The organism is Pseudomonas grandcourensis, assembly GCF_039909015.1.
Taxonomy (GTDB): Bacteria; Pseudomonadota; Gammaproteobacteria; order Pseudomonadales; family Pseudomonadaceae; genus Aquipseudomonas; species Aquipseudomonas grandcourensis.
The window spans coordinates 4,861,576-4,882,410 of record NZ_CP150919.1 but is presented as its reverse complement, the minus strand read 5'-3'; the positions used below and the strand labels follow the sequence as shown (position 1 = coordinate 4,882,410).

The 20,835-nt window shown below is 60.8% G+C and carries 18 protein-coding genes; 10 read left to right on the top strand and 8 right to left on the bottom strand.

All coding sequences use genetic code 11. The features are described from left to right. Entirely contained in the window at positions 1-972 is a 972-nt protein-coding gene (gmd, locus tag AABM52_RS21735; protein ID WP_347907885.1) for a GDP-mannose 4,6-dehydratase, read from the bottom strand. Then, positions 969-1,883: a GDP-mannose 4,6-dehydratase gene (locus AABM52_RS21730; protein ID WP_347907884.1), complete on the bottom strand. Its 915-nt coding sequence runs from the start codon at positions 1,881-1,883 to the stop codon at positions 969-971. The genes gmd and AABM52_RS21730 overlap by 4 nt, the downstream gene beginning before the upstream one ends. A gap of 422 nt (positions 1,884-2,305) precedes the next feature. Here AABM52_RS21730 and AABM52_RS21725 point away from each other — a divergent pair, with 422 nt between their 5' ends. The 5 genes from AABM52_RS21725 to AABM52_RS21705 are packed head-to-tail and all read left to right on the top strand — an operon-like array spanning position 2,306 to position 8,034. Continuing rightward, a complete protein-coding gene (locus tag AABM52_RS21725) occupies positions 2,306-3,883 on the top strand; it encodes a glycosyltransferase (protein ID WP_347907882.1) in 1,578 nt (525 codons plus the stop codon). Further along, entirely contained in the window at positions 3,877-5,172 is a 1,296-nt protein-coding gene (locus AABM52_RS21720; RefSeq protein WP_347907880.1) for a glycosyltransferase, read from the top strand. Before AABM52_RS21725 ends, AABM52_RS21720 begins: the two co-directional genes overlap by 7 nt. Next, entirely contained in the window at positions 5,169-6,053 is an 885-nt protein-coding gene (locus AABM52_RS21715) for a class I SAM-dependent methyltransferase (protein ID WP_347907878.1), read from the top strand. The genes AABM52_RS21720 and AABM52_RS21715 overlap by 4 nt, the downstream gene beginning before the upstream one ends. Further along, on the top strand, positions 6,050-7,207 hold the full coding sequence (locus AABM52_RS21710) for an acyltransferase (RefSeq protein ID WP_347907876.1): 1,158 nt from the start codon (positions 6,050-6,052) through the stop codon (positions 7,205-7,207). Before AABM52_RS21715 ends, AABM52_RS21710 begins: the two co-directional genes overlap by 4 nt. After that, positions 7,201-8,034 (top strand): class I SAM-dependent methyltransferase, encoded by an 834-nt coding sequence (locus tag AABM52_RS21705; RefSeq protein ID WP_347907874.1) that lies wholly within the window; start codon positions 7,201-7,203, stop codon positions 8,032-8,034. Before AABM52_RS21710 ends, AABM52_RS21705 begins: the two co-directional genes overlap by 7 nt. Before the next feature lie 78 nt (positions 8,035-8,112). On the opposite strand, the gene AABM52_RS21700 is transcribed toward AABM52_RS21705, so the two are convergent. The 6 genes from AABM52_RS21700 to AABM52_RS21675 all read right to left on the bottom strand — a co-directional run bounded on the left by AABM52_RS21700 (position 8,113) and on the right by AABM52_RS21675 (position 13,975). Continuing rightward, positions 8,113-8,901 carry an SDR family oxidoreductase gene (locus AABM52_RS21700; RefSeq protein ID WP_347907872.1) on the bottom strand — a complete coding sequence of 263 codons (789 nt, stop codon included), beginning with the start codon at positions 8,899-8,901 and terminating at the stop codon, positions 8,113-8,115. A gap of 46 nt (positions 8,902-8,947) precedes the next feature. Beyond that, positions 8,948-10,495 (bottom strand): amino acid ABC transporter permease/ATP-binding protein, encoded by a 1,548-nt coding sequence (locus tag AABM52_RS21695; RefSeq protein ID WP_347907870.1) that lies wholly within the window; start codon positions 10,493-10,495, stop codon positions 8,948-8,950. 64 nt (positions 10,496-10,559) lie between these two features. Further along, on the bottom strand, positions 10,560-11,354 hold the full coding sequence (locus AABM52_RS21690; RefSeq protein WP_347907846.1) for an ABC transporter substrate-binding protein: 795 nt from the start codon (positions 11,352-11,354) through the stop codon (positions 10,560-10,562). A gap of 46 nt (positions 11,355-11,400) precedes the next feature. Continuing rightward, positions 11,401-12,471 carry a 2-oxoglutarate and iron-dependent oxygenase domain-containing protein gene (locus tag AABM52_RS21685; RefSeq protein ID WP_347907844.1) on the bottom strand — a complete coding sequence of 357 codons (1,071 nt, stop codon included), beginning with the start codon at positions 12,469-12,471 and terminating at the stop codon, positions 11,401-11,403. Between the two features lie 14 nt (positions 12,472-12,485). Further along, the gene (locus AABM52_RS21680; protein WP_347907842.1) at positions 12,486-13,337 is read right to left on the bottom strand and encodes a TIM barrel protein; all 852 of its coding nucleotides are present in this window, start codon (positions 13,335-13,337) and stop codon (positions 12,486-12,488) included. Between the two features lie 338 nt (positions 13,338-13,675). Then, positions 13,676-13,975 (bottom strand): hypothetical protein, encoded by a 300-nt coding sequence (locus AABM52_RS21675; protein WP_347907840.1) that lies wholly within the window; start codon positions 13,973-13,975, stop codon positions 13,676-13,678. Between the two features lie 179 nt (positions 13,976-14,154). On the opposite strand from AABM52_RS21675, the gene AABM52_RS21670 reads away from it, so the two are divergent. The 5 genes from AABM52_RS21670 to AABM52_RS21650 all read left to right on the top strand — a co-directional run bounded on the left by AABM52_RS21670 (position 14,155) and on the right by AABM52_RS21650 (position 20,814). Then, positions 14,155-14,928 carry a ParA family protein gene (locus AABM52_RS21670; protein ID WP_347912667.1) on the top strand — a complete coding sequence of 258 codons (774 nt, stop codon included), beginning with the start codon at positions 14,155-14,157 and terminating at the stop codon, positions 14,926-14,928. A 301-nt stretch (positions 14,929-15,229) separates the two neighbouring features. Further along, on the top strand, positions 15,230-17,134 hold the full coding sequence (locus AABM52_RS21665) for a sigma-54-dependent Fis family transcriptional regulator (protein WP_347907838.1): 1,905 nt from the start codon (positions 15,230-15,232) through the stop codon (positions 17,132-17,134). Next, positions 17,134-18,852: an ABC transporter ATP-binding protein gene (locus AABM52_RS21660; RefSeq protein WP_347907837.1), complete on the top strand. Its 1,719-nt coding sequence runs from the start codon at positions 17,134-17,136 to the stop codon at positions 18,850-18,852. The genes AABM52_RS21665 and AABM52_RS21660 overlap by 1 nt, the downstream gene beginning before the upstream one ends. Next, on the top strand, positions 18,842-19,519 hold the full coding sequence (locus AABM52_RS21655) for a S8 family serine peptidase (RefSeq protein ID WP_347907835.1): 678 nt from the start codon (positions 18,842-18,844) through the stop codon (positions 19,517-19,519). The genes AABM52_RS21660 and AABM52_RS21655 overlap by 11 nt, the downstream gene beginning before the upstream one ends. Then, positions 19,516-20,814 (top strand): tryptophan 7-halogenase, encoded by a 1,299-nt coding sequence (locus AABM52_RS21650; RefSeq protein ID WP_347907834.1) that lies wholly within the window; start codon positions 19,516-19,518, stop codon positions 20,812-20,814. The genes AABM52_RS21655 and AABM52_RS21650 overlap by 4 nt, the downstream gene beginning before the upstream one ends. Positions 20,815-20,835: the final 21 nt, after the last annotated feature.

The window sequence follows — 20,835 nt, the reverse complement described above, 5'->3', positions numbered from 1 at the left end:
CTACTCCTTGGCGACGCGTTTCATGTCCGCATCCATCATCATGCGGATCAAGGCATCCAGATCGGTTTTGGGTTTCCAGCCCAGCACACGCTCGGCCTTGGCCGGGTTGCCGAGCAGCACTTCGACTTCGGCCGGGCGGAAGAACGCCGGGTCGATCTTCACGTAATCGCGGTAGTTCAGGCCCACATGATCGAAGGCGATCCGGCACATCTCGCGCACGGTTGTGGTCACACCGGTGGCCACCACGAAGTCGTCGGGCTTGTCCTGTTGCAGCATCAGCCACATGGCTTCGACGTAGTCCCCGGCAAAGCCCCAGTCGCGCTTGGCGTCGATGTTGCCCAGGCGCAGTTCCTGCTGCTTGCCCTGCTTGATGCGGGCCGCGGCGTCAGTGACTTTGCGCGTCACGAACTCGATGCCACGCAGCGGTGATTCATGGTTGAACAGAATGCCGCTGCTGGCGTGCAGGTTGAAGCTTTCGCGGTAGTTCACGGTGATCCAGTGGCCGTACAACTTGGCCACGCCATAGGGGCTGCGCGGATAGAAGGGGGTGTTCTCGTCCTGCTGCTCAGCCTGTATCAGGCCGAACATTTCGCTGGTCGACGCCTGGTAGAAACGCGTATGCGGGCTGAACTGGCGGATCGCTTCGAGCAGGTGGGTAACGCCCAGTCCGTCGACGATGCCGGTGGTCACCGGTTGATCCCAGGAGGCCGCGACAAAGCTTTGCGCGGCGAGGTTGTAGATCTCGTCCGGCGCCGACTTGATCACTGCGCGCTGCACTGAACAGGCATCGGCCATGTCGCCGTCCAGGTAGACGATGTCCGCCTCGACCCCCATCTCGCGCAGGCGCCAGCGCGAGTCGCTGCTGCGACGCGCCACCAGGCCGTGGACTTTGTAGCCCTTGTCGAGCAGCAGTTTGGCCAGATACGCGCCATCCTGGCCGGTGATACCTGTGATCAATGCACTTTTAGTCATTCTTGTCGTACTCGATTCTCCCAGTCGGACAGGATCGCCCGCAGGGATTGTTGTGTAGTGATTTCAGATTTCCAGCCGGTGGTCTGGGTCAGCCTGGCAGGGCTGCCACATACCCGACGCTGATCCGCGCGGCGAAGTCGTGCAGGGTCCTGGACCAGTTGCAGGTCGACCTGTGCAAGATCTGCCATCTGTTCGATCAGGCTGCGAATGCTCTGCTCGCGCCCCGAGCAAATGTTGTAGACCTGCCCCGGCGTACCTTTTTCGAGCAAGGCCAGGTAGGCCGAGACCACGTCCCCGACATCAAGGAAGTCGCGCGTGACGTCGATGTCCCCGACTTCCAGTTGTGGCCCTTGCAGGCCTTGCTTGATCCGGCAGATCTGACGTGCGGCGCTGGCGATGACGAAGCTGTCTTTCTGCCCGGTGCCGATGTGGTTGAACGGGCGGGCGACCAGTACGGGCCAGCCTTCGCTGAGGCCCCATTGCAGGCTCAGGAACTCGGCCGACAGTTTGCTTACGGCGTATGGGTTGCGCGGGCAGGGAGGCTGCAATTCAGTGATGGGCAGAGAGTCTTCAGTGACCTGGCCATAGACATCACCGGAGCTGACGTACAGGAACGTGCCCGAGAATCCGCGTGCCTTGAGGGCTTGCAGCAGGTTCAGGGTGCCCAGAAGATTGATGTTCAGGGTGTGCGCCGGATCACGAAAGGCGTCCGGGACGAAAGTCTGGCCAGCCAGATGAATCACCGCATCGGGCAATTCCGGCCACATGCCCTCGAGGCTGTCTGGCGTGGCGAGGTCGTAGTGGCCATGAGCCGGTAGAAGTTCCCATTCCGAGGCATCAGCCTGCAAACGCGATTGGATGTGTTGTCCAACGAATCCGGTTAGCCCCGTGACAAACAGACGTTTTTTCAAACAGCCGCCCCTTGGTCGTACATTTCCTCTTCCTGCAGGCTTCAAGGAAGGGCCTCACGAAACGAAAGGATCGCTCGTAAAGACAGGAGAAATGTTTGTTGTAGTTGTTTGGTAGCCAATCTGTGCCATTTGCTCGGCAATTTCAACAAGTCCAATCGTGACCGGTCAGTTCTCGTCAGCGTAGCCTGATTTATTCTCGCCGGGCGGTTCACGAACCCTCAATGGATGTGTTTAGAATGCCCCTTGTCACGATTACCCCGGGTTCGGCAGCGTCGCTTCGAAACTGCGAGAAACTGACCACTAAAACAAGAACGAAGACGGGCCGGAAGACGATGGACGAGCGCCAGTGAACACTGACTCGAACCGTGTCCTCCCCGTCATAGCGTGAGGCCGCCGGGATGGCGGTTTCATCGTGGGATGCCATGAATTTCATTCTTTACTCGGACATCAACGACAGCTCCATCAGCCAGAGCCTCGGTCGTCCCGAATACAGTTACTACTTCGTGCTCAAGGCATATCGCCCTGTGCTCGAAAGCCTTGGGCGAGTGCATGTGGTGTCCTCCACCACCGAGGTCGATCCGCTCTACAAACAATTATTGGCCGCTGGCGAAGACAGTCTGTTCCTGTCGTTCACGCCGCCGCAGAAAACCCCGAACGACCTTGAGTGCCCGACGATCTGCGTGGTGGCCTGGGAGTTCGACTCGATTCCCGATGAACAATGGGATAACGACCCGCGCCAGGACTGGACGCAAATGCTGGCGCGGCAGGGCCGGGTTATTACGCTCTCCAGTCACACGGCCCGGGCGATTCGTCGGGCCATGGGCGAGGACTTCCCAGTGTTGGTATTGCCAACGCCGCTGTGGGAAAACTTCGCCGACATTCGTAATCGCCACACCAGCGCCCCGATCAACGCCGGCTCGACCCTGGACATCAAGGGTTGCATCTTCGATACGCGTACCCTTGGGCTTAACGCCGATGCGCTGATTCCTGTCGTGCCGACCGCCGAAGAACTGGCCGCGCTTGAGGCCGAACTCGAGGCATTGAAGCCACCGCCGCTGACGCTCAAGCGCCGCTTGGTGATTGCTCGCCATTACCTGCATATGTGGCGCCTCGACAAAGGTAAATCGCTGCCGGTCCCGGTGCATCGCACGCATTTTCTGAGCCAGTGGTATTGGGAAGGGGTTCGCGACCTGCTGTCGGATTCCGCGCATACTCGTCTGGCCGACTGGCTGCCGGCCATCGCCGGCCCGCAGGCGATTGCAGTACCCGAGCCAGAGCCACGACAGTGGCCGGACACCACCGCCCAGGTCGAAACACAGGTTGACGGTGTGGTGTACGTCACCGTGTTCAACCCGCGTGACGGTCGCAAGAACTGGCATCAACTGATCACTGCATTCTGCTGGGCGTTCCGCGAAACGGCTGACGCGACGCTGGTGCTGAAAATTACCCAAAGCGATCTGTCGTCCTACCACGACGAACTGATGACGTTGCTCGCACAGCTTTCGCCGTTCGCCTGTCGGGTGGTGGTCATGCACGGCTACCTGGACGACCCGCAATACGCCCGGCTGTACGAAGCCGCCAGTTACTACGTCAATGCCTCGCGCTGCGAAGGGCTGTGCCTGCCGCTGATGGAGTTCATGGCCAGCGGTAAACCGGTGATTGCCCCGGATCACACGGCCATGGAGGACTACATCGATGAGCGTGTGGCGTTTGTGGTCAAGTCCAGCGAAGAGCTGACCATCTGGCCGCAGGACACTCGCATCATCTACCGCACCCTGCGTTATCGGCCGGATTGGGGTTCGCTGAAAACCGCTTACGAAAACAGCTACCGTCTGGCCAAGGAGCAACCGCTGGAGTATCAGCGCATGTCCCTCGCCGCCGTCGAGCGCATGCACGATTACTGCGCTTTCGCTCCGGTGCAGAAACGCATGGCGGATTTTTTCGGGCTGGCGCCACAGGCTTTGCCGACAGCAACCGTGACGGATACCGCCTCATGCTGATCATCATTCATTCGGAAACCAACCAGCACACCATCACTCAGAACCTTGGCCGCTCGGAGTACAGCTATTACTTCGTGCTCAAGGAGTACCGGCCCGTGCTGGAGCGGCTGGGGCGAGTGGTAGAAGTCAGCGACCCGCAGACCGAAGTCGATGCCTTGTACATGGACTGTTTATCCCATGGTGAAGCGTGCGTGTTCCTGTCCTTCTCACCTCCTCATCGAACGCCGGTCAATTTCACCTGCCCGACGCTGCCGGTGTTCGCGTGGGAATTCAGCACCATCCCCAACGAACCCTTTGCCGGTGACCCGCTCAATGACTGGCGCACGGTGTTGCAGGCAGCGGGTGCGGCGATTACCCATTCCAGCTACACCGTGAATGCGGTGCGCGAGGCGATGGGCACCGACTATCCGGTCATCGCGGTACCGGCCCCGGTATGGGACCGGTTTTCCGAGCGCGGCGCCCACTTGCAACGTCACCCCTTGGCCAGTCAGGTGCGGTTGACGCTCAAGGGGTTGCTGGCCGACAGCCGCGAACTCGACTTGCGAGCCTTCGGCCCCGTGGCCACTCGCGAAGGTGTGGGTATTGATTTCGAGGCCCCGCCGAGTGAACACGAGTTGGTCCTCGACGGCGTGATTTACACCTCGGTGTTCAACCCCGGTGACGGGCGCAAGAACTGGGAAGACATGCTCAGTGCCTTTTGCGTGACGTTTCGCGAGGTGGACGACGCAACGCTGGTGCTCAAGTTGACGCACCACGATGCCGAGGAAGCGCTGACCGACATCCTTCACCACCTGTACAAAAATCAGTCTTACCGCTGCCGGGTCGTGCTGATCTACGGCTATCTGGCTGACGCGGACTATGAGCAGCTGGTGCAAGCCACGAGTTACGTGGTCAACACGTCCTATGGCGAAGGCCAATGCCTTCCGCTGATGGAGTTCATGTCCTGTGGCAAACCGGCGGTGGCGCCACGGACCACGGCGATGATCGATTATCTGGATGCCGATAATGCATTCCTGATTGACTCCACCGATGAGCTGACGGCCTGGCCACATGACCCGCGCAGGGCGTTTCGTACCTTGCGCTATGTCACCAATTGGGCGTCGTTGTGCAGGGCTTACCAATCAAGCTATGACGTGGCCAAGGGTGATCCCGGGCGTTATGCACAGATGTCCGTGCACGCAGTGGCCAGCCTCAAGAAATTCTGCAGCCAGGCCACTGCCGAGCAGCGGCTTGGCGCATTTCTTGAACACCTGTTCGAGCAGCGTGCCGTGGAAACCCCTGAGGCATGATTCGCGCACTGGTCAGACGTTTCTTTCCAGAGACGAAATCCGAGCTCCGGCCCGCGCCTTCGCCGGTCGAACAATCCCGTGTGTCGCCAAGAGATGTGGGCTTGCACGATGCCATGCATGACGGCTGGTTTTCGGGCGATAGCGGCGAATTGCTCAAAGGGTTTGCCATTACCGCCGACGACACCTTGCTCGATGTCGGCTGCGGCGAAGGCGTGGCGACGTTGTTCGCGGTGCGTCAAGGCGCGTCGGTGATCTTCACCGACAGTGAGCACGACAAGGTCCGCGACCTGGCGCGGCAAGTGCAAGCGCAGTCGGATAAAGCGAATCTCGGTCTGGTCAGCAACAGCCTGCCATTGCCTCTGGCCGATGGTTGCGCCAGCAAAGTCGTGTGCATGGAAGTGCTGGAACACATCGATCAGCCAGAACCCTTCATGGCCGAACTGGTGCGCATGGGCCGTCCCGGCGCGCTGTACCTGCTGAGCGTGCCGTCCCCGGTGGGCGAGCATTTGCAGAAAGGCATCGCCCCGGCCAGCTATTTTCAGTCGCCCAATCACGTGCAGATTTTCAGCCCCGAGCGATTCGCCGCGCTGGTGGAAGACGCGGGTCTGGTCATCGAGCATCGCCAGGCCACCGGGTTTTTCTGGGTCATGGGCATGATTTTTTTCTGGGCCAGTGAGCGGGCTGCCGGGCGTGAGTTGGGTGGCGCGGTTCGCGACCGGATTCAGGCGCCGTATCCGCCGCTGATGGAGAGCTGGGCGAAAACCTGGCAGGAATTGCTGGCCCAGCCCGACGGGTTGGCGATCAAGCAGATGCTGGATCAGTTGATGCCCAAGAGCCAGGTGATCATCGCCCGCAAACCTCATGTCCAGGAGGGCGCATGAGCAACGAGAAACGGATCATGGACATCGAGTTGCTGCGCGGCATTGCGGTGCTTGGCGTGCTGTTTCATCACCTGCAGGACAGCCTGTTTGCGGCGGCCGTGCCGTTGTTGCAGGCCATCACGCTGTACAGCCAGCCGTGGTGGGGCGTGGATCTGTTTTTCGCGATCTCGGGTTTCGTCATTGCCCGCAGCCTGATCCCGGCCCTGCGCCGTTGCACCACGCGTCAGGAGTATTGGCAACAGACGCGCAATTTCTGGTTGCGCCGGGCATTTCGATTGCTGCCGTCGGCCTGGTTATGGCTGGCGCTGATGTTGCTGGCGTGTCTTTTTCTCAACCGCTCCGGCGCGTTCGGCACTCTGCACGCGAATATTCAGGCGACCCTGGCCGGCATCGCCCAGTACGCCAACTTTCGCTTTGCCGACAGTTTTTATCATTACGAATATGGCACCAGTTTCGTGTACTGGAGCCTGTCGCTGGAAGAGCAGTTCTACCTGTTGTTCCCGCTGATGATCGTGCTGTTTCGCAAGCACCTGGTGTGGGCGTTGCTGGCGCTGGTTGCGGTGCAATTGTTGACCTTGCGCACGCCGATCCTGATGGTGGTGCGCACGGACGCACTGGCACTTGGCGTGCTGTTGGCGATGTGGAGCGTGCAGCCTTCGTACCTGCGCTGGGAGCCGACTTTCCTGCGTCGCCCATGGGCCGGCCTGTCGGCACTGCTCGGGATTGCATTGGTGCTCGGTTTCATGGCGACGGACCGTTTCACCTTTACCCATTACCGGATCGGTGTGATTGCGCTGTTGTGTGCGCTGCTGGTGTGGATCGCGTCCTACAACCGCGATTACCTGATGCCCAAGGGAATGTTCAAGAACCTGATGACCTGGGTCGGCAGTCGTTCCTACGGGATTTACCTGATCCACATCCCGGCCTACTTGCTGGTTCGTGAGTTCATTTTCCGTTTACAGGCTGCCGGGCTGCCCAGTCCGGCCGGCCATCCGATTCTGATGTTGCTGATGGCAGGCGGCCTGATCGTGCTGCTGAGCGAACTCAACTATCGCTTCATTGAAATGCCCATGCGCAACCGCGGCGCCTCGCTGGTCAAACGCCTGGGCACCTCCCGAACAGCCGTCCCATCCTCTGGAGCCACCTCATGCTGAGCCTTTTGAAGAAACTCACGGCGGGCACGCCCGCGCCTGTGCAGCCAGAGACACCGCCCGCGGCGGCAGCGGCGGAGAAAGTCGACCCCTACATGCTCGGCCTGCACGATGCGATGCTCAGCGGCTGGTTCAATCAGCAGACCGGCGAACTGTTCACCGGTTTCCCGGTGACCCCCGAGGACACGCTGCTGGATGTCGGCTGCGGCGACGGTGGCAACGTGCATTTCTGCGGGATGCGCGGGGCGAAGATCATCATCGCCGATATCGATGCGGCCAAGGTTGAAGCGACCCGCCAGCGTCTGGGCGATACACCGGCCCGCGACGTCGAATGCCATGTCACCGACTGCGACCCGCTGCCTATTGCCGATGGGACCGCCACCCGGGTGGTGTCCACCGAAGTCATCGAGCACGTGGACGATCCGGCGCAGTTCCTCGCTGAACTGGTGCGCGTCGGCAAACCGGGTGCGTTGTACCTGCTGAGCGTCCCGCATCCCAGCTCCGAAGACCTGCAGAAAGATATCGCGGCGGCGGAGTATTTCCAGAAGCCCAACCACATCCGCATCATCAGCGAAGAGCAGTTCAAGGCCATGGTCAGCGATGCCGGCCTGGAAGTGATCAGCCACAGCCAGTACGGATTCTACTGGTCGATGTGGATGCTGTTGTTCTGGGAGGCCAAGGTCGACTTCAGCAACCCGGACCATCCGTTGCTCAACCACTGGGCGGATACCTGGCAGGCAATCCTGGCCTCGCCACGGGGCACGCAGATCAAGCAGGCGCTGGATGCGGTGGTGGCGAAAAGTCAGGTGATCATTGCGCGCAAGCCCTGATCAACCAGTTGGGAGAGGCGACGGCCTGCAACAGGCCGTCCGGCACCGCCATGGGGTGCCGATCCGGTTGGCGGCCAGTTATTGGCTGGAGCGAACGGCTCCACCATCAATCAACAGGTTCTGCCCGGTCAGGTAGCCCGCATGGCTGCTGCAAACGAAGGCACACAGCGAACCGAACTCCTCGGCTGAGCCGAAGCGTCTGGCGGGAATTTCGCTGCGGCATTCGTCCAGGAATACCTCACTGTCTTGCCCCAGCTCTTGGGCAGCAGCGATCAGGTTGTCACGCAGTCGATCAGTGTCGAATGAGCCCGGTTGCAGGTTGTTGATCGTCACATTGCGACTGGCAATGTTTTCTTGCCGTGCAAGCCCCGCGACAAACCCCGTCAGACCACTGCGCGCGCCGTTGGACAGGCCCAGGCTTTCGATAGGGGATTTCACGGCACTCGACGTGATGTTGATGATTCGACCAAATCCACGTGCCGCCATACCGTCTACCGTTGCCTTGATCAACTCGATAGGCGTCAGCATGTTGGCATCCAGCGCCTTGAGCCAGGCGTCGCGATTCCATTCGCGGAAATCCCCGGGGGGAGGGCCTCCAGCGTTGTTGATCAGGATATCGAAATGTTCATGGGCCTTGAGCGCTGCCGCCCGACCTTCGGGCGTCGAAATGTCTCCGGCGACGGCGATGACCGTCACTTCAGGGTTTATCGCCCTGAGCTGACGAGCTGTTTCATTCAGCGTGTGTTCGCCGCGAGCGGTGATCACCACGTTCACGCCTTCGTTAACCAGTGCCTGTGCGCAGGCTTTGCCCAGGCCTTTGCTGGCGGCGCACACCAGTGCCCAGCGTCCTGCTATTCCCAGATTCATGTACGTTTTCCTGAAGGAAGGAAGTTCGAAGAAAGTGCTTGCCTGTTCATGCATGATCCAACGTTGCAGACAGGTTCGGCGATCGGGTACTGATGCCCATGAAGCGCCGCACGCGTTCTCCTTCGGCATCGCATCGTATGGTTTGCGGTGCGGCATCCAGCTGGATATTACCGTTCTCCATGAATACGACCCGGTCGGATATCGACATGGCAAAGTCCATTTCGTGGGTCACGATCAGCATGGTCATGCCTTCTTTGGCCAGGTCGCGGATCACATTCAGCACGTCGTTGACCAGTTCCGGGTCGAGGGCCGAGGTCGGTTCGTCGAACAGCATGATCTGCGGCTCCATCGCCAGGGCTCGAGCGATCGCCACGCGCTGTTGCTGCCCGCCGGAGAGCTGGTGCGGGTACTTGTGGGCATGGGCCAGCAGGCCGACCTTGTCCAGTAGCGCATAGGCACGATGTTCACTCAGCTCGCCCGGCTGGCCATGGTAACGGGGCGCCAGGGTGACGTTGTCGAGAATGGTGCGGTGGGGGAACAGGTTGAAGTTCTGGAACACCATGCCGATGTGGCGCACGCCTTTGCGCAGGCGGGTGCTGTTGGGCTTGTCCGACGCTTCGATGAATTTTTCGCCGAACAACAGAATGTCGCCGGTATCGATGGTTTCCAGGCCGTTGACCGTGCGGATCAGCGATGTCTTGCCGGAGCCGGATGGTCCGATGATCGAGACCACCTGGCCGTATTCGACATTCAGGTCGATACCCATCAGCACCTTGTGGGTGCCATAGCTCTTCTGGATGTTCTTCAGTTGCAGGATGGGCGTCGTGTTGTTGCCTGCCGCTTTGCGTGCAGTGTCGGGCAAGGCTTCGGCGCTGGCCTTGAACCTGGCGATGGTGGCCTCGTCGAGTGTGTGCGGCTTGCGGAAGTTCAGGTCCAGGTAGCGCTCCAGGCGCTGCAGGAAATAGCCGAACACGGTGACGATCAACACGTAATAGACGCCTACCGCCGCCAGGGTTTCCATGACCAGGAAGTTGGTGGCATAGAGGCGTTGGCCGACCGTGAGGATTTCGGTCAGGGAGATGACCGAGACCAGCGAGGTCAGCTTGACCACCGTGATGTATTCATTGATCAACGTGGGCAGCGAAATACGGAAAGCCTGGGGGATCACGATCAGGCGTTGCATGCCGAACAGACCGACACCCAGTGCGCGCCCGGCTTCCTTCTGGCCCTTGGCCACGGAGATCAGGCCGCCACGATGGATTTCCGCCATGTACGCCGCTTCAGTGACCACCAGGGCCAGCAGGCCGGAGTAGAAGGGGTTGGACAGAATCGGACCGCTACCGGGAAACAATTGCGGCAGGTTGTAGACGAAGACCACCAGCACCAGCAACGGGATGCTGCGGAAGAACCAGATATAGACCGCTGCGGGAATGCGCAGCAAGGGCGATTGGGACAGCTTGGCCGAGGCCAGGACAAACCCCAGCAGCATACCGATGAACCAGGCCAGGGCGCTGAGCTGGACCACCGTGACGCAGGCCTTCCAGAAGTCCGGCAGGGAGAACAGGGATAAGAAATACGACCAATCGAATTGCATGGGGCACCTCGATCTGCCGCCCCCGTGCAGGGGAGGCAGATGACCAGACTACAAGGACAGTTTCTTAGTTGGCAGTCGGTTCTTCCAGGCCATATTTCTGGAGGATTGCCGCGTATTCACCGCTCTTTTTGCTCTCCTCGAAGGCCTTTTGCACTTCCTTGAAGGTTTCGTCGTTACCTTTCTTGACGAAGATGCCCAGGGTTTGCTGATAAATCGGATGCTCGGTGGTGATCACTACCCGGCCGTTGGTCTTTTCCGCGATCATTTTTGCCGCGCCGGCGATTTCAACCTGGGCCTGGATGTTTTTGGACAGCAGGGCCTGTGTCACTTCCGGTGCCGAAGGGTACTCGCTGACGGTGATCGCGCCTTTGTTGTTCGGCACGCAGTATTCGTCAGAGAGCTTCTTGAATTCCTTGACCCAGGTAGTGCCCTGTTCCAGGCCCAGTTTCAGGCCGCACAGGTCTTCAGGCTTCTTCGCGTTGATCTCGCTGCCCTTGGGCACCATGACCGCGGCGCCGGTGTTGGCATAGGCGATGGTCTGGGCCTGGGTCTGGCGCTCAGGTGTGATGTACATGCCGGAAATGATCGCGTCGTACTTGCCGGAGTTCAGGCCCAGGATCAGGCTCGGGAACTTGGTGTCGACGAACTCCACCTTGGCGTTCATGTGCTTGGCCAGTGACGTTGCCAGTTCGGGGTCCGAACCCACCACATTCTTGTCCTTGTCATAGGACTCGAAGGGCGGGTAGGTGATCTCCATGCCGACCTTGAACGTGTCTGCCGCGGCCATGCTCACCGAGGCGCCGAACATGCCGGCTGCCAATACAGCCAGGCTCAAAAGGTTTTTTTTGTTGTTTTTCATGATGTGCTGACTCCGGCGTAGGTAGGGGTTTAGCTGAAAACTGCAATCAGGACGGTTGAGCCTGATTTTTCAAATGTCCGAAACTGGCGGGCTTGCGTGCCTTGCCTGGCAGCTGAACTTCCCCGTTGGCCACCCTCTGGCGCAGATACTGATAGGTCTGCAGCGCCTGGCCATACATGTGTTCGCCGATGGTGATTTCTTCGTAGTCGTTGCCTGCCTGGGCGAAACCGGGCAGCGGTCTGATCTGGGTGTGATAGTCGCAGGCATAAAACAGCGGGAAGGAGTAACGCTCCTCCTTCACGCTGCGCACCCGGTGCGCGGTGGCAACGAAAGCGCCTGCCGTCATCACTTCCAGCATGTCGCCGATGTTGACGACAAAGGCATCGGCAATCGGTGGTGCATCGATCCATTGGCCAAGATTGTTCATCACCTCAAGGCCCGGCTTGTCGGCCAAAAGGATGGTGAAGCACTCGTAGTCAGTATGGGCTCCAAGGCCCGGTGCGTCATGGGCTGCACCGTCGAAGGGATAGTGGATAAGGCGCAGCTTGGACGGCGGACGGGTAACCAGGCTGTCGAAATAGTTTTCTTCCAGGCCCAGGGTCAGGGCGAAGCCGCCGAACAGGCGCCGGCCCAAGGTGAAGATGGCTTCATAGTAGGCCTGCACCGAGGCCTTGAAACCTTGCAGCTGCGGCCAGTCGTTGGGCCCCAGCAATGGGGTGTTGGCCAGCACCAGCGGGTCATCGGCCGGGACTTCGAAGCCGACGTCGAAGGCTTCCTTGTGGTCCGGCTTGCCCTTGGAATAGACCTCTTCGCCTTCGGGCACAAAGCCCTTGTGGGTTTGCGAGGTGCCGATGTAGTGGCGCATCTTGGCGTCCAGGGGCTGGTCGAAATAGTCCTTGGCAGCCTGGCGCAGGTTGGCGATCAGTTGCGGGTCGATACCGTGATCGGTGATGTAAAGGAACCCGACTTCGCTGGCGGCGCGCCCCAATTGTTCGGCCACGGCCAGGCGGTGTTCCAGTTCAAAGCTGAACAGACCGGCGATGTTGACCACCGGGATGCTGTTGAAGTTGGCTTTGTGTGTGTCAGTGCTTGCGCTGTTGTTTTTGTTGTCAGGCATGACGCATCGGCTCCCTAAGGATGGCTTGAATGGCTGAAACGGTCGAAATGTTCACGCTCGGTCTGGCCCATCCACACGTTCAATGACCACAGGTCGGCGACCGGGACATTGGTGAAGGGCAAATGATGCAGGTAGCCGTCGGCGCCGAATTCCGGGGTCAGGGTGCTGACCTGGTAACCGCGGGCTTGCTGCGAGCGCCAGATGCTTTCCCAGTGCTGCTGATGGAAGGCCAGTTCCCTTGCATACTCGGGGGCCGCCGGGTGCGGGACCTGCGGTCCCTGGTCATAACCGACGCGGGCCTGGATATGGTGAACCCGCTCGATGAAAGCGCTGAGGTCATCGGCCGGGTCATTCAACAGGCGCTCGCAGGTCACCACCCAATGGCTGATGTCACTGGTGAACAACAGATCGGGCAATTGCCGGATCAACTCCAGGGTCACCCAAGGGTTGAACAGCGAACGCGAGCGGTGGGTTTCGAAACTGCAGACCTGGCCGTGCTTGCGCGCCAGATCCAGCGCCTGACCGAAAAACTCCACTTGCTGTGGCAAGGACCAGCGATCGTTGCCCGCCAGCACGTTGACGAAGCGCGGGCCGAGTTCGGCGGCCCAGGCGAGTTTCTGGTCGAGGTCATCGAGGTGGACGGCAGGAGTCGCCGACTGATCCGGCAGCACGTCGTACGCGGTGAAGACCGTGCTGATATAGCCCAGGCGATTGGCCTGGAGAAAAGCGGCGAACTCAGACCGTTCCCGGGCGTCCAGTGGCAGGCGTGCTTCCATGCCATCAAAGCCCGCTTGCAGCAGCTCTTCAAGTGCCTGGGCCTTGCTGGCGGTGTAACCCCACAGCGTGCGGAAAATTTCCAGCTTCATCGGTGATCCTCAAAAATCCCAGGGCCTGCTGCAAAAGCACTTCGACGGCGCCAGGCCCAGAGGCCGGTTCGCTGTGGAGCCGATGTTAGGCACAGGCCGCAGACTGAAAGAATCCGAAAGTTCAAATGAATACTTCAGACTTTCATTAACAAATAGCTAGCTACGTATAGCGTTGGCCAGGAGGGGTTTTATGGACGAGAACGTGTCTACGTTGGCTATTAGCGAGAGGTGCCACTGTTACGGCATCATTTTGAAGAGTCCCAAGCGACACCGGGCCGCTGAGGGTTAGCTTTTACTCGACTCTGCTGAAAAAGTCGGTCCTTCCAGAATGACCGGATTCAGCCGGGCGCTGCCGACGAAGTTCCAGGCTGCTTGCCACTCCTGGCATGCGCTACCTTCGCTCGAATGCCATCAAGATATTGGGACTTCAGCTCAGTCGTTAACGGCCCAAGGATGGGGTTTGCCTTGAACCGGGCCAACAGATGCTCAATCACCCGATCTACCTTGGCGTAGGCAGCAGTGACGCTTGAAGGCACCAGCGGATCAAACTGAATCCCTTCCATCTCGATATCGAGTCGTTTCAACACGGGTTGTGCGTCCAGGATCTGGTGGCGTATTTCATCCAGTGAACATTGCATTGTCGAACTCCTTGTAATGCCATAAGTACAGACACGTCTATCGTTTACTGCATGTCGGATGACGCAGTGAGGGAATGGCAGTTGCTGTCTTAAAAATGAAACAAAATTGTCGCGTAGAAATATTACTGAAATGTTTCAATCCTATGATCGAGGGAGATCTTTTTCAGGTTGCCTTCCTCATGCGTCGAGTTGTGTTCAATCAAAAAGGAGGCGTTGGCAAATCAAGCATCGCCTGCAATCTCGCGGCTGTCAGTGCTGCCGAAGGCTACAGGACGCTGCTGGTGGATCTCGATCCCCAGGCTAACTCGACCCACTACCTGACAGGGCTGACGGGCGATGATATCCCCATGGGGATCGCCGACTTCTTCAAGCAAACCTTATCCAGCGGCCCGGCCAGCAAAAAGAATCGGGTGGCCATCACGGATACTCGCTACGACAATCTGCACCTGGTCACCGCTAGCCACGAGCTTGCCGACCTGCAGTCAAAGCTTGAGTCAAAATTCAAGATCAATAAGCTGCGCCGCTTATTGGTGGAGCTTTCCGAAGATTACGAGCGCATATATATCGATACGCCGCCGTCCCTGAATTTCTATACCTTCAGCGCGCTGATCGCCGCCGACCGCGTGCTGATTCCATTCGATTGCGACAGCTTTTCCCGTCAGGCGCTCTATAGCGTCATCGCGCAAGTAGCTGAGTTGGGGGCTGACCATAATGAGTCGTTGATCGTGGAAGGTGTGGTGGTCAACCAGTTTGTGGCGCGTGCCAGCGTGCACCAGATGCTGATCGACGAGTTGCTGGCCGAAGGCTTGCCCGTGTTACCGGATTATTTGAGCAGCACGGTCAAAATGCGTGAGTCCCATGAAGCGTCGGTGCCCATGATCCATCTGGCGCCACGCCATAAGCTTTCATTGGAGTTCGTCAGCCTGTTTTCCGCTTTGGAAAGAGCCGGTTGATCCGTGCGCTGAACATAAAATTGAAATCGAAATGCCAGTACGATGACTCGCGCGCAATCGCTAGCTCCAGTTTCGAATCAACACCTGATTTCCTGGCCGTCCTTGGGACGGTCATTTTTTTGCCAGAGATTTTTGGACGCCGCTGAACCTGTGGGCGAGCCTGCTCGCGAAGAACGATGACACGGTCCACCTGACGGAACACAAGCGCCCTGCGGCACTTGCCATAGCCCTGACGTTAACGTAAAGATTGCTCCAGGGCGCCGACGTATGAAGGCGCAGGGTGGATGACCCGGAGCGCTTGATGACGCCAATAAAAACAAACTCTCCCAAACTGCATCGCGAAGCCCGGCTGGCCAGGGAAAAGCTGCACCTGGAAGGCGAAGTGCCGGATGGCGTCCTGCGGGCGGAAATCGATGCCTCGTGGCGGCGCAGCCTGAGTCATGGCGTGCATTTCAATGCCAAGCACGAGCTGGCGCTGGAATCGAGTGCCGGCCTCGACGTGTTGCTGGCCAGCAACCGCTTGCTGATCGACGCCGCGCTGCCGGCCATCGATTACCTGGCCGAGCGTCAGGGCAAGGAAGGGCTGATCATCCTCGCCAACTCCGACGCCACCATCCTCGCCGTCGAAGGCCGCGCCGACCGTCTCAAGGGCAGCGGCCTGCAGGACATCACCCTCGGCGCCTGCTGGAGCGAAGCGGTGCGCGGCACCAACGCACTCGGCACGGCACTGGTGGAAGCCCGGCCGACCCTGATCGATTGCGGCGAACATTATCTGGATCGCCTCAGTGATTTTTCCTGCACCTCGGTGCCGATCCATTGCCCCCAGGGCGACATTCTTGGCGTTCTCGACCTGACCCGCGAAGGCCCCCTCGGCCGCGCCCACGACAGCACGGCGCTGCTGGCCATGGCGGTCAGCCAGATCGAAAGCCGGGTGTTCAACGCCAGTTATCCGGACGAAATCGTCCTGGCCTTCCACAGCCGCAGGCAATACCTGGAATCCCCGTGGCAAGGCCTGCTGGCCGTGAGCCTCGGCGGGCAGATCCTGGCGGTCAGCGCCCAAGCCTGCCAGTTGCTCCACGCCGAGCGTTCGGCCCTGGTCGGTCGGCGCTGCGAGGAGTTTCTCGGCGTCGACGGCCTGCAGTTGTTGGCGCGTCTGCATCAGGGTGGGGCCGGCAGCCTGCAAACCGCCAAGGGCGAATTCTTCTACAAGACCCTGCGCGCGCCGCAGCGCTCGATCAACGTCAGCAGCCCGCCGCGCACCGCGGCGAAAACGCCCAAGGCGCAACCGGATCTGGAAGCGCTCGCTGGTAGCAATACGCGCTACGCCCGTGCCTTGCGCATGGCCCGTCAAGGCCTGGCCAACGAGTTGCCAGTCTTGTTGCTGGGCGAAACCGGCACCGGTAAAGAGGTCATCGCCCGCGCCCTGCACATGGCCGGAGCGCGCTGCGACAAACCCTTCGTGGCGGTGAACTGCGCAGCCATTCCCGAAGGCCTGATCGAGTCCGAACTGTTCGGCTACCGCGAAGGCGCGTTCACCGGTTCACGCCGGGGCGGCATGGTCGGGCGCTTGCAGCAGGCCCATGGCGGCACCTTGTTTCTCGATGAAATCGGCGACATGCCGCTGGCCTTGCAGGCCCGGCTGTTGCGGGTGTTGCAGGATCGCAAGGTCGCGCCCCTGGGCGCAGGCGAAGAGCAGGACATCGACGTCGCGCTGATCTGCGCCACCCACCGCGACCTCAAGCGTCTGGTGGAAGAAAAACACTTTCGCGAGGACCTGTTCTACCGGGTCAACGGCATCAGCGTGATGCTCCCGGCCCTGCGCGAGCGCGAGGATTTCGGCGCGCTGGTCACTCGCATGCTGACGACACTGGGCGCACCCGCCGTTGTCCTGCACGATGATCTCGATCGCTTGCTCAGCGGCTATCACTGGCCGGGCAACATCCGCCAACTGGAGATGGTCCTGCGCACCGCGCTGGCCATGCGCGAACCGGGTGACATCGTGTTGACCCTCGATCACTTGCCCGACAGCATGCTCGATGAGCTGACCGCCAGCGAACGGCCCCAGGCCGGCAGCATCCGGGAAAACGAACTGGAGCTGATCCGTCAGTCCCTGGACACGCACCAGGGCAACGTCTCGGCCGCCGCCGACGCCCTGGGCATCAGCCGCGCGACCCTGTATCGCAAGCTCAAACAGTTGCGTTCGTGATGCAGCGCTTGATCGTTCGGCTGATCGACAGCCAGAACCCCGAGGCCCTGCAAGCATCTCTGCGCTGGCTGTACAGCTTCGTGCGGCCTCATCACCTGGCGATTGCCGGGCTGCTGAGTTTGTCGGTTTGCGCCTCGGCGCTGGTGCTGGTGCAGCCGTGGTTGACCAAGCTGCTGATCGACGATGGTCTGTTGGCGCGCAACTTTCCGATGCTGGTGTTGATTGCCGGGCTGATGATCGTCGCCGGGTTGCTGGGCACGGCGCTGTCGGGCATCAACCGCTACCTGCACACGCGACTGTCCGGGCGCATGCTGTTTGCCCTGCGCGATGACCTGTACCGGCATTTGCAAACCCTGTCGCCGGGCTTTTACGGCCAGCGGCGCATCGGCGACCTGATGTCGCGCCTCGATGGCGATGTCGCGGAAATCCAGCGGTTTGCCGTGGACTCACTGTTCTCGGCCGTGTCGAGTGTGATCGGTCTGGTGGTTGCCATCGCGATGCTGTTGACGCTGTCGTGGAAACTCTCGCTGCTGGCGGTGGTGCTGATTCCCCTCGATGTCCTCTGGCTGCGCTGGATGCGGCGCAAGGTCGAGCGCGATGTGCGGCAGTTGCGCGAGCGTTCGGCGGACATGTCGTCGTTCATGGTCGAGACGCTGCCGGTGATGAAATTCATCCAGTCCGCCGGTCAGCAACAGCGCGAAGCGCGGCGCCTAGAGTCGTTGGGGCAGGGCTACATGAGCCAGTTGTTGCGCCTGCAAGTCACCGAGTTTTTCACCCAGGCCGTGCCCGGCACGCTGACCTCGCTGTCCCGGGCCTGCGCATTTCTGATCGGCGGTTACTGGGTGGTGCAGGGCACCTGGCAGCTCGGCGCGCTGATTGCGTTTTCCACTTACCTGGGCATGGCCGTGGGGCCGGTGCAGAGCTTGCTCGGGCTCTACGTTGCGATTCAGCGGATGACCGTCAGCCTCGGCCGGGTCATGGAGTTGCGCGGCGAGCAACCGACCGTGTTGACACCCGCCACGCCACGGGCAATGCCCAACGGCGGCGACCTGTGGTTCGACAACGTGCACTTCGCCCATCCCGGCCGCCAGTCGACCCTGCGCGGCATCGAAGCGCGAATTCCCTACGGTATGAAAGTGGCCCTCAGCGGCGGCTCGGGCGTGGGTAAATCCACACTGATCGACCTGCTGCAACGTCATCACGATCCGCAATCGGGCCGGGTACTGTTGGGCGACGTCGATCTGCGCGAACTGGATCTGTTCCAGTTGCGTCGGCGCATCGCCATCGTCAGCCAGGACATCGTGCTGTTTCGCGGCAGTCTCGCCGACAACCTGGCCTACGCGGTGCCGGACGCCAGCCGCGAGGCGATTGCCGAGGTGGCGCGACTGGCGCAACTCGACAGCCTGATCGAGTTGTTGCCCGAAGGCCTCGACAGCCCCTTGGGCGAGCGAGGTCAGCAGTTGTCCGGCGGGCAGAAACAACGTATCGCGATTGCCCGGGCACTGTTGCAGGACCCTTTGATCCTGGTGCTCGATGAAGCCACGTCCGCGGTGGATGAAGCCACTGAGCGCGAAGTCATCGACGCCATCGACCGCTTGTTCGCCGGGCGTACGAGGATCCTGATCAGCCATCGCCCCTCAACCCTGGCCGATGCCGATCTGCGCTTCGAATTGCTCGACGGCGTGCTGACTTCGAAAACGGTGCTGCATGAAACCTGAGTTGCGCATTGGTGTGGTGGACAGCGGCCACTCGGCGGCACAACGGGTGCAAGTGATCGCTGGTCGGCGCTTTTCATTGCTCGAAGACGGCCTGGCCGAGGGCGACTTGCGCGAAGACCCGCTGGGGCATGGCAGTGCGGTGATCGAGGCGATCGGTCGGCGTGCACCCTCGGCGCTGTTTTGCGTGGCGCAGGTGTTCGACCAGCGGGGTGTCACCAGCGCCTTGCAGATCGCCACGGCAATTGACTGGCTGCTGACGCAGGACGTGCGACTGATCAATCTGAGCCTTGGCCTGCGCCAGGACCGCAGCCTGTTGCGCGCGGCTTGCGCGGCGGCGGTGGCCCAGGGCGTGCTGCTGTGTGCGTCGAGCCCGGCCCAGGGCGAAGGGGTGTTTCCGGCGAACTATCCGCAGGTGTTGCGGGTGACCGGCGATGCGCGGTGCGCCGAGCAGGAATGGTCGTGGCTCAACAGCGCCCAGGCGGATTTCGCCGCCTGTGTGCACGGCACCTACCCGGGGCAATCCGGAGCGAGCCTCGGTTGTGCCGCCTTGAGCGGGCACATCGCCGGGTTCCTCACCGAACAGCCTGACGCCAGTAATGAGCAAGTCATCGAGTGGTTGCGCGACCATGCCCGTTACCGTGGCCCTGAACGGCGCTTCGGGCCATGACCGACATCGTCATTCTTGGCGCCGGACCGGCCGGCGCCGCCGTCGCGCTGGGACTAAGGCGACTGGGCCATGGCGTCACGCTGATCAGCGAATGGCGCCGGTTTGCCGCGCTCGAAGGTGTGTCCGTGCGGGTTCTGGAAGCCTTGCGCAGCGCAGGTCTGCACCAGGCGTTGGCGGAAGCGGCGCTGCCATCTCAACGCCAGGTGAATTGGAATGGCCAGCACCATGCGCAGAACATCGAATACTTGCTTGACCGTCCGGTTTTTGACCGAGGCCTACGCGAAGATTTGCGCCTGGCGGGGGTCGAGCTGATCGAAGGCCGGGTGCTGACAGTTCAGTCATCGGCCAATGGCCATCGAATCGAAATCGACGGACGCGAACCGCTGCTCGCGCCGTTTCTCGTGGAAGCCCGAGGACGTCAGGCCCCCGCTATCGGCAAGGGCTTGCGTGGCCCCGAGACCGTCAGCCTGCTCAATCGCTGGCAGGGTTTGCCGGGCAACACCGCCAGCGCCGTGGAAAGCCTTGAGGACGGTTGGGCATGGATGGCGCGGCGCGCCGACGGCCAGTGTTACTGGCAATGGACGGTGGACGTGGCGAGCGCCGGGTTGCCGGGCAAGGCCATGTTGCTCGAATACTGCCGGCAGCGCCGCCAGGGTTCGAAGCTGGCCGCCGCATTTTTTGTTGACGAAACAGAAGCTGATCTACAACTGCACGCCCGCAGCAGTACGGCGATTCTCAGCCCACAGGTGTGTGGCGAAAACTGGATTCGGGTCGGCGATGCGGCCATGGCGGTGGACCCGCTGTCGGGCAACGGGATCTTTCAGTCCTTGTCTTCGGCGTTGCAGGCGCCGGCAGTAATCAACACGCTGCTGTGCAACCCCGAGCGAGCGGCTCTGGCCCAGCGTTTCCACCAGCAGCGGGTGGAGCAGTTGTTTTTGCGTTTTGCGCGGATCGGCCGGGATTTTTATGCCGATGAGCAGCGCTGGCTGGATCAGCCGTTCTGGCAGGCACGACGAAACTGGCCGGACGCCGAGGTGGCCCATGCCGAGGCGGATTTCAGTGCGCTGAGGATTGAGCGGGCGCCGGTGTTGCGTGATGGGCTGGTCGATGAGGCCGAGGTGGTGATCACGGCGGATCAGCCGTTGGGCATCTGGCATGTGCATGGGGTTGAGGTGGCGGCGTTGGTGTGGCGGTTAAAGCAGGGCGAGCCGGCGGGTCAGGTGTTGGCCGGTTTGACGGTGGAGCAGGGAAGGATGGTTCGCAGCTGGTTGTTGGCTCAAGGGTTCAAACCCTGACATTCAAGTTGTCTGAGATGG

Excerpts from the sequence above, each read along its gene's own strand:
- AABM52_RS21700 (WP_347907872.1), bottom strand. The coding sequence starts at position 8,901 with ATGAATCTGGGAATAGCAGGACGCTGGGCACTGGTGTGCGCCGCCAGC.
- AABM52_RS21690 (WP_347907846.1), bottom strand. The coding sequence starts at position 11,354 with ATGAAAAACAACAAAAAAAACCTTTTGAGCCTGGCTGTATTGGCAGCC.
- AABM52_RS21705 (WP_347907874.1), top strand. The coding sequence starts at position 7,201 with ATGCTGAGCCTTTTGAAGAAACTCACGGCGGGCACGCCCGCGCCTGTG.
- AABM52_RS21650 (WP_347907834.1), top strand. The coding sequence starts at position 19,516 with ATGACCGACATCGTCATTCTTGGCGCCGGACCGGCCGGCGCCGCCGTC.
- AABM52_RS21685 (WP_347907844.1), bottom strand. The coding sequence starts at position 12,471 with ATGCCTGACAACAAAAACAACAGCGCAAGCACTGACACACACAAAGCC.
- AABM52_RS21710 (WP_347907876.1), top strand. The coding sequence starts at position 6,050 with ATGAGCAACGAGAAACGGATCATGGACATCGAGTTGCTGCGCGGCATT.
- AABM52_RS21720 (WP_347907880.1), top strand. The coding sequence starts at position 3,877 with ATGCTGATCATCATTCATTCGGAAACCAACCAGCACACCATCACTCAG.
- AABM52_RS21660 (WP_347907837.1), top strand. The coding sequence starts at position 17,134 with ATGCAGCGCTTGATCGTTCGGCTGATCGACAGCCAGAACCCCGAGGCC.
- AABM52_RS21715 (WP_347907878.1), top strand. The coding sequence starts at position 5,169 with ATGATTCGCGCACTGGTCAGACGTTTCTTTCCAGAGACGAAATCCGAG.
- AABM52_RS21655 (WP_347907835.1), top strand. The coding sequence starts at position 18,842 with ATGAAACCTGAGTTGCGCATTGGTGTGGTGGACAGCGGCCACTCGGCG.
- gmd (WP_347907885.1), bottom strand. The coding sequence starts at position 972 with ATGACTAAAAGTGCATTGATCACAGGTATCACCGGCCAGGATGGCGCG.
- AABM52_RS21725 (WP_347907882.1), top strand. The coding sequence starts at position 2,306 with ATGAATTTCATTCTTTACTCGGACATCAACGACAGCTCCATCAGCCAG.
- AABM52_RS21680 (WP_347907842.1), bottom strand. The coding sequence starts at position 13,337 with ATGAAGCTGGAAATTTTCCGCACGCTGTGGGGTTACACCGCCAGCAAG.
- AABM52_RS21670 (WP_347912667.1), top strand. The coding sequence starts at position 14,155 with ATGCGTCGAGTTGTGTTCAATCAAAAAGGAGGCGTTGGCAAATCAAGC.
- AABM52_RS21695 (WP_347907870.1), bottom strand. The coding sequence starts at position 10,495 with ATGCAATTCGATTGGTCGTATTTCTTATCCCTGTTCTCCCTGCCGGAC.
- AABM52_RS21675 (WP_347907840.1), bottom strand. The coding sequence starts at position 13,975 with ATGCAATGTTCACTGGATGAAATACGCCACCAGATCCTGGACGCACAA.
- AABM52_RS21665 (WP_347907838.1), top strand. The coding sequence starts at position 15,230 with ATGACGCCAATAAAAACAAACTCTCCCAAACTGCATCGCGAAGCCCGG.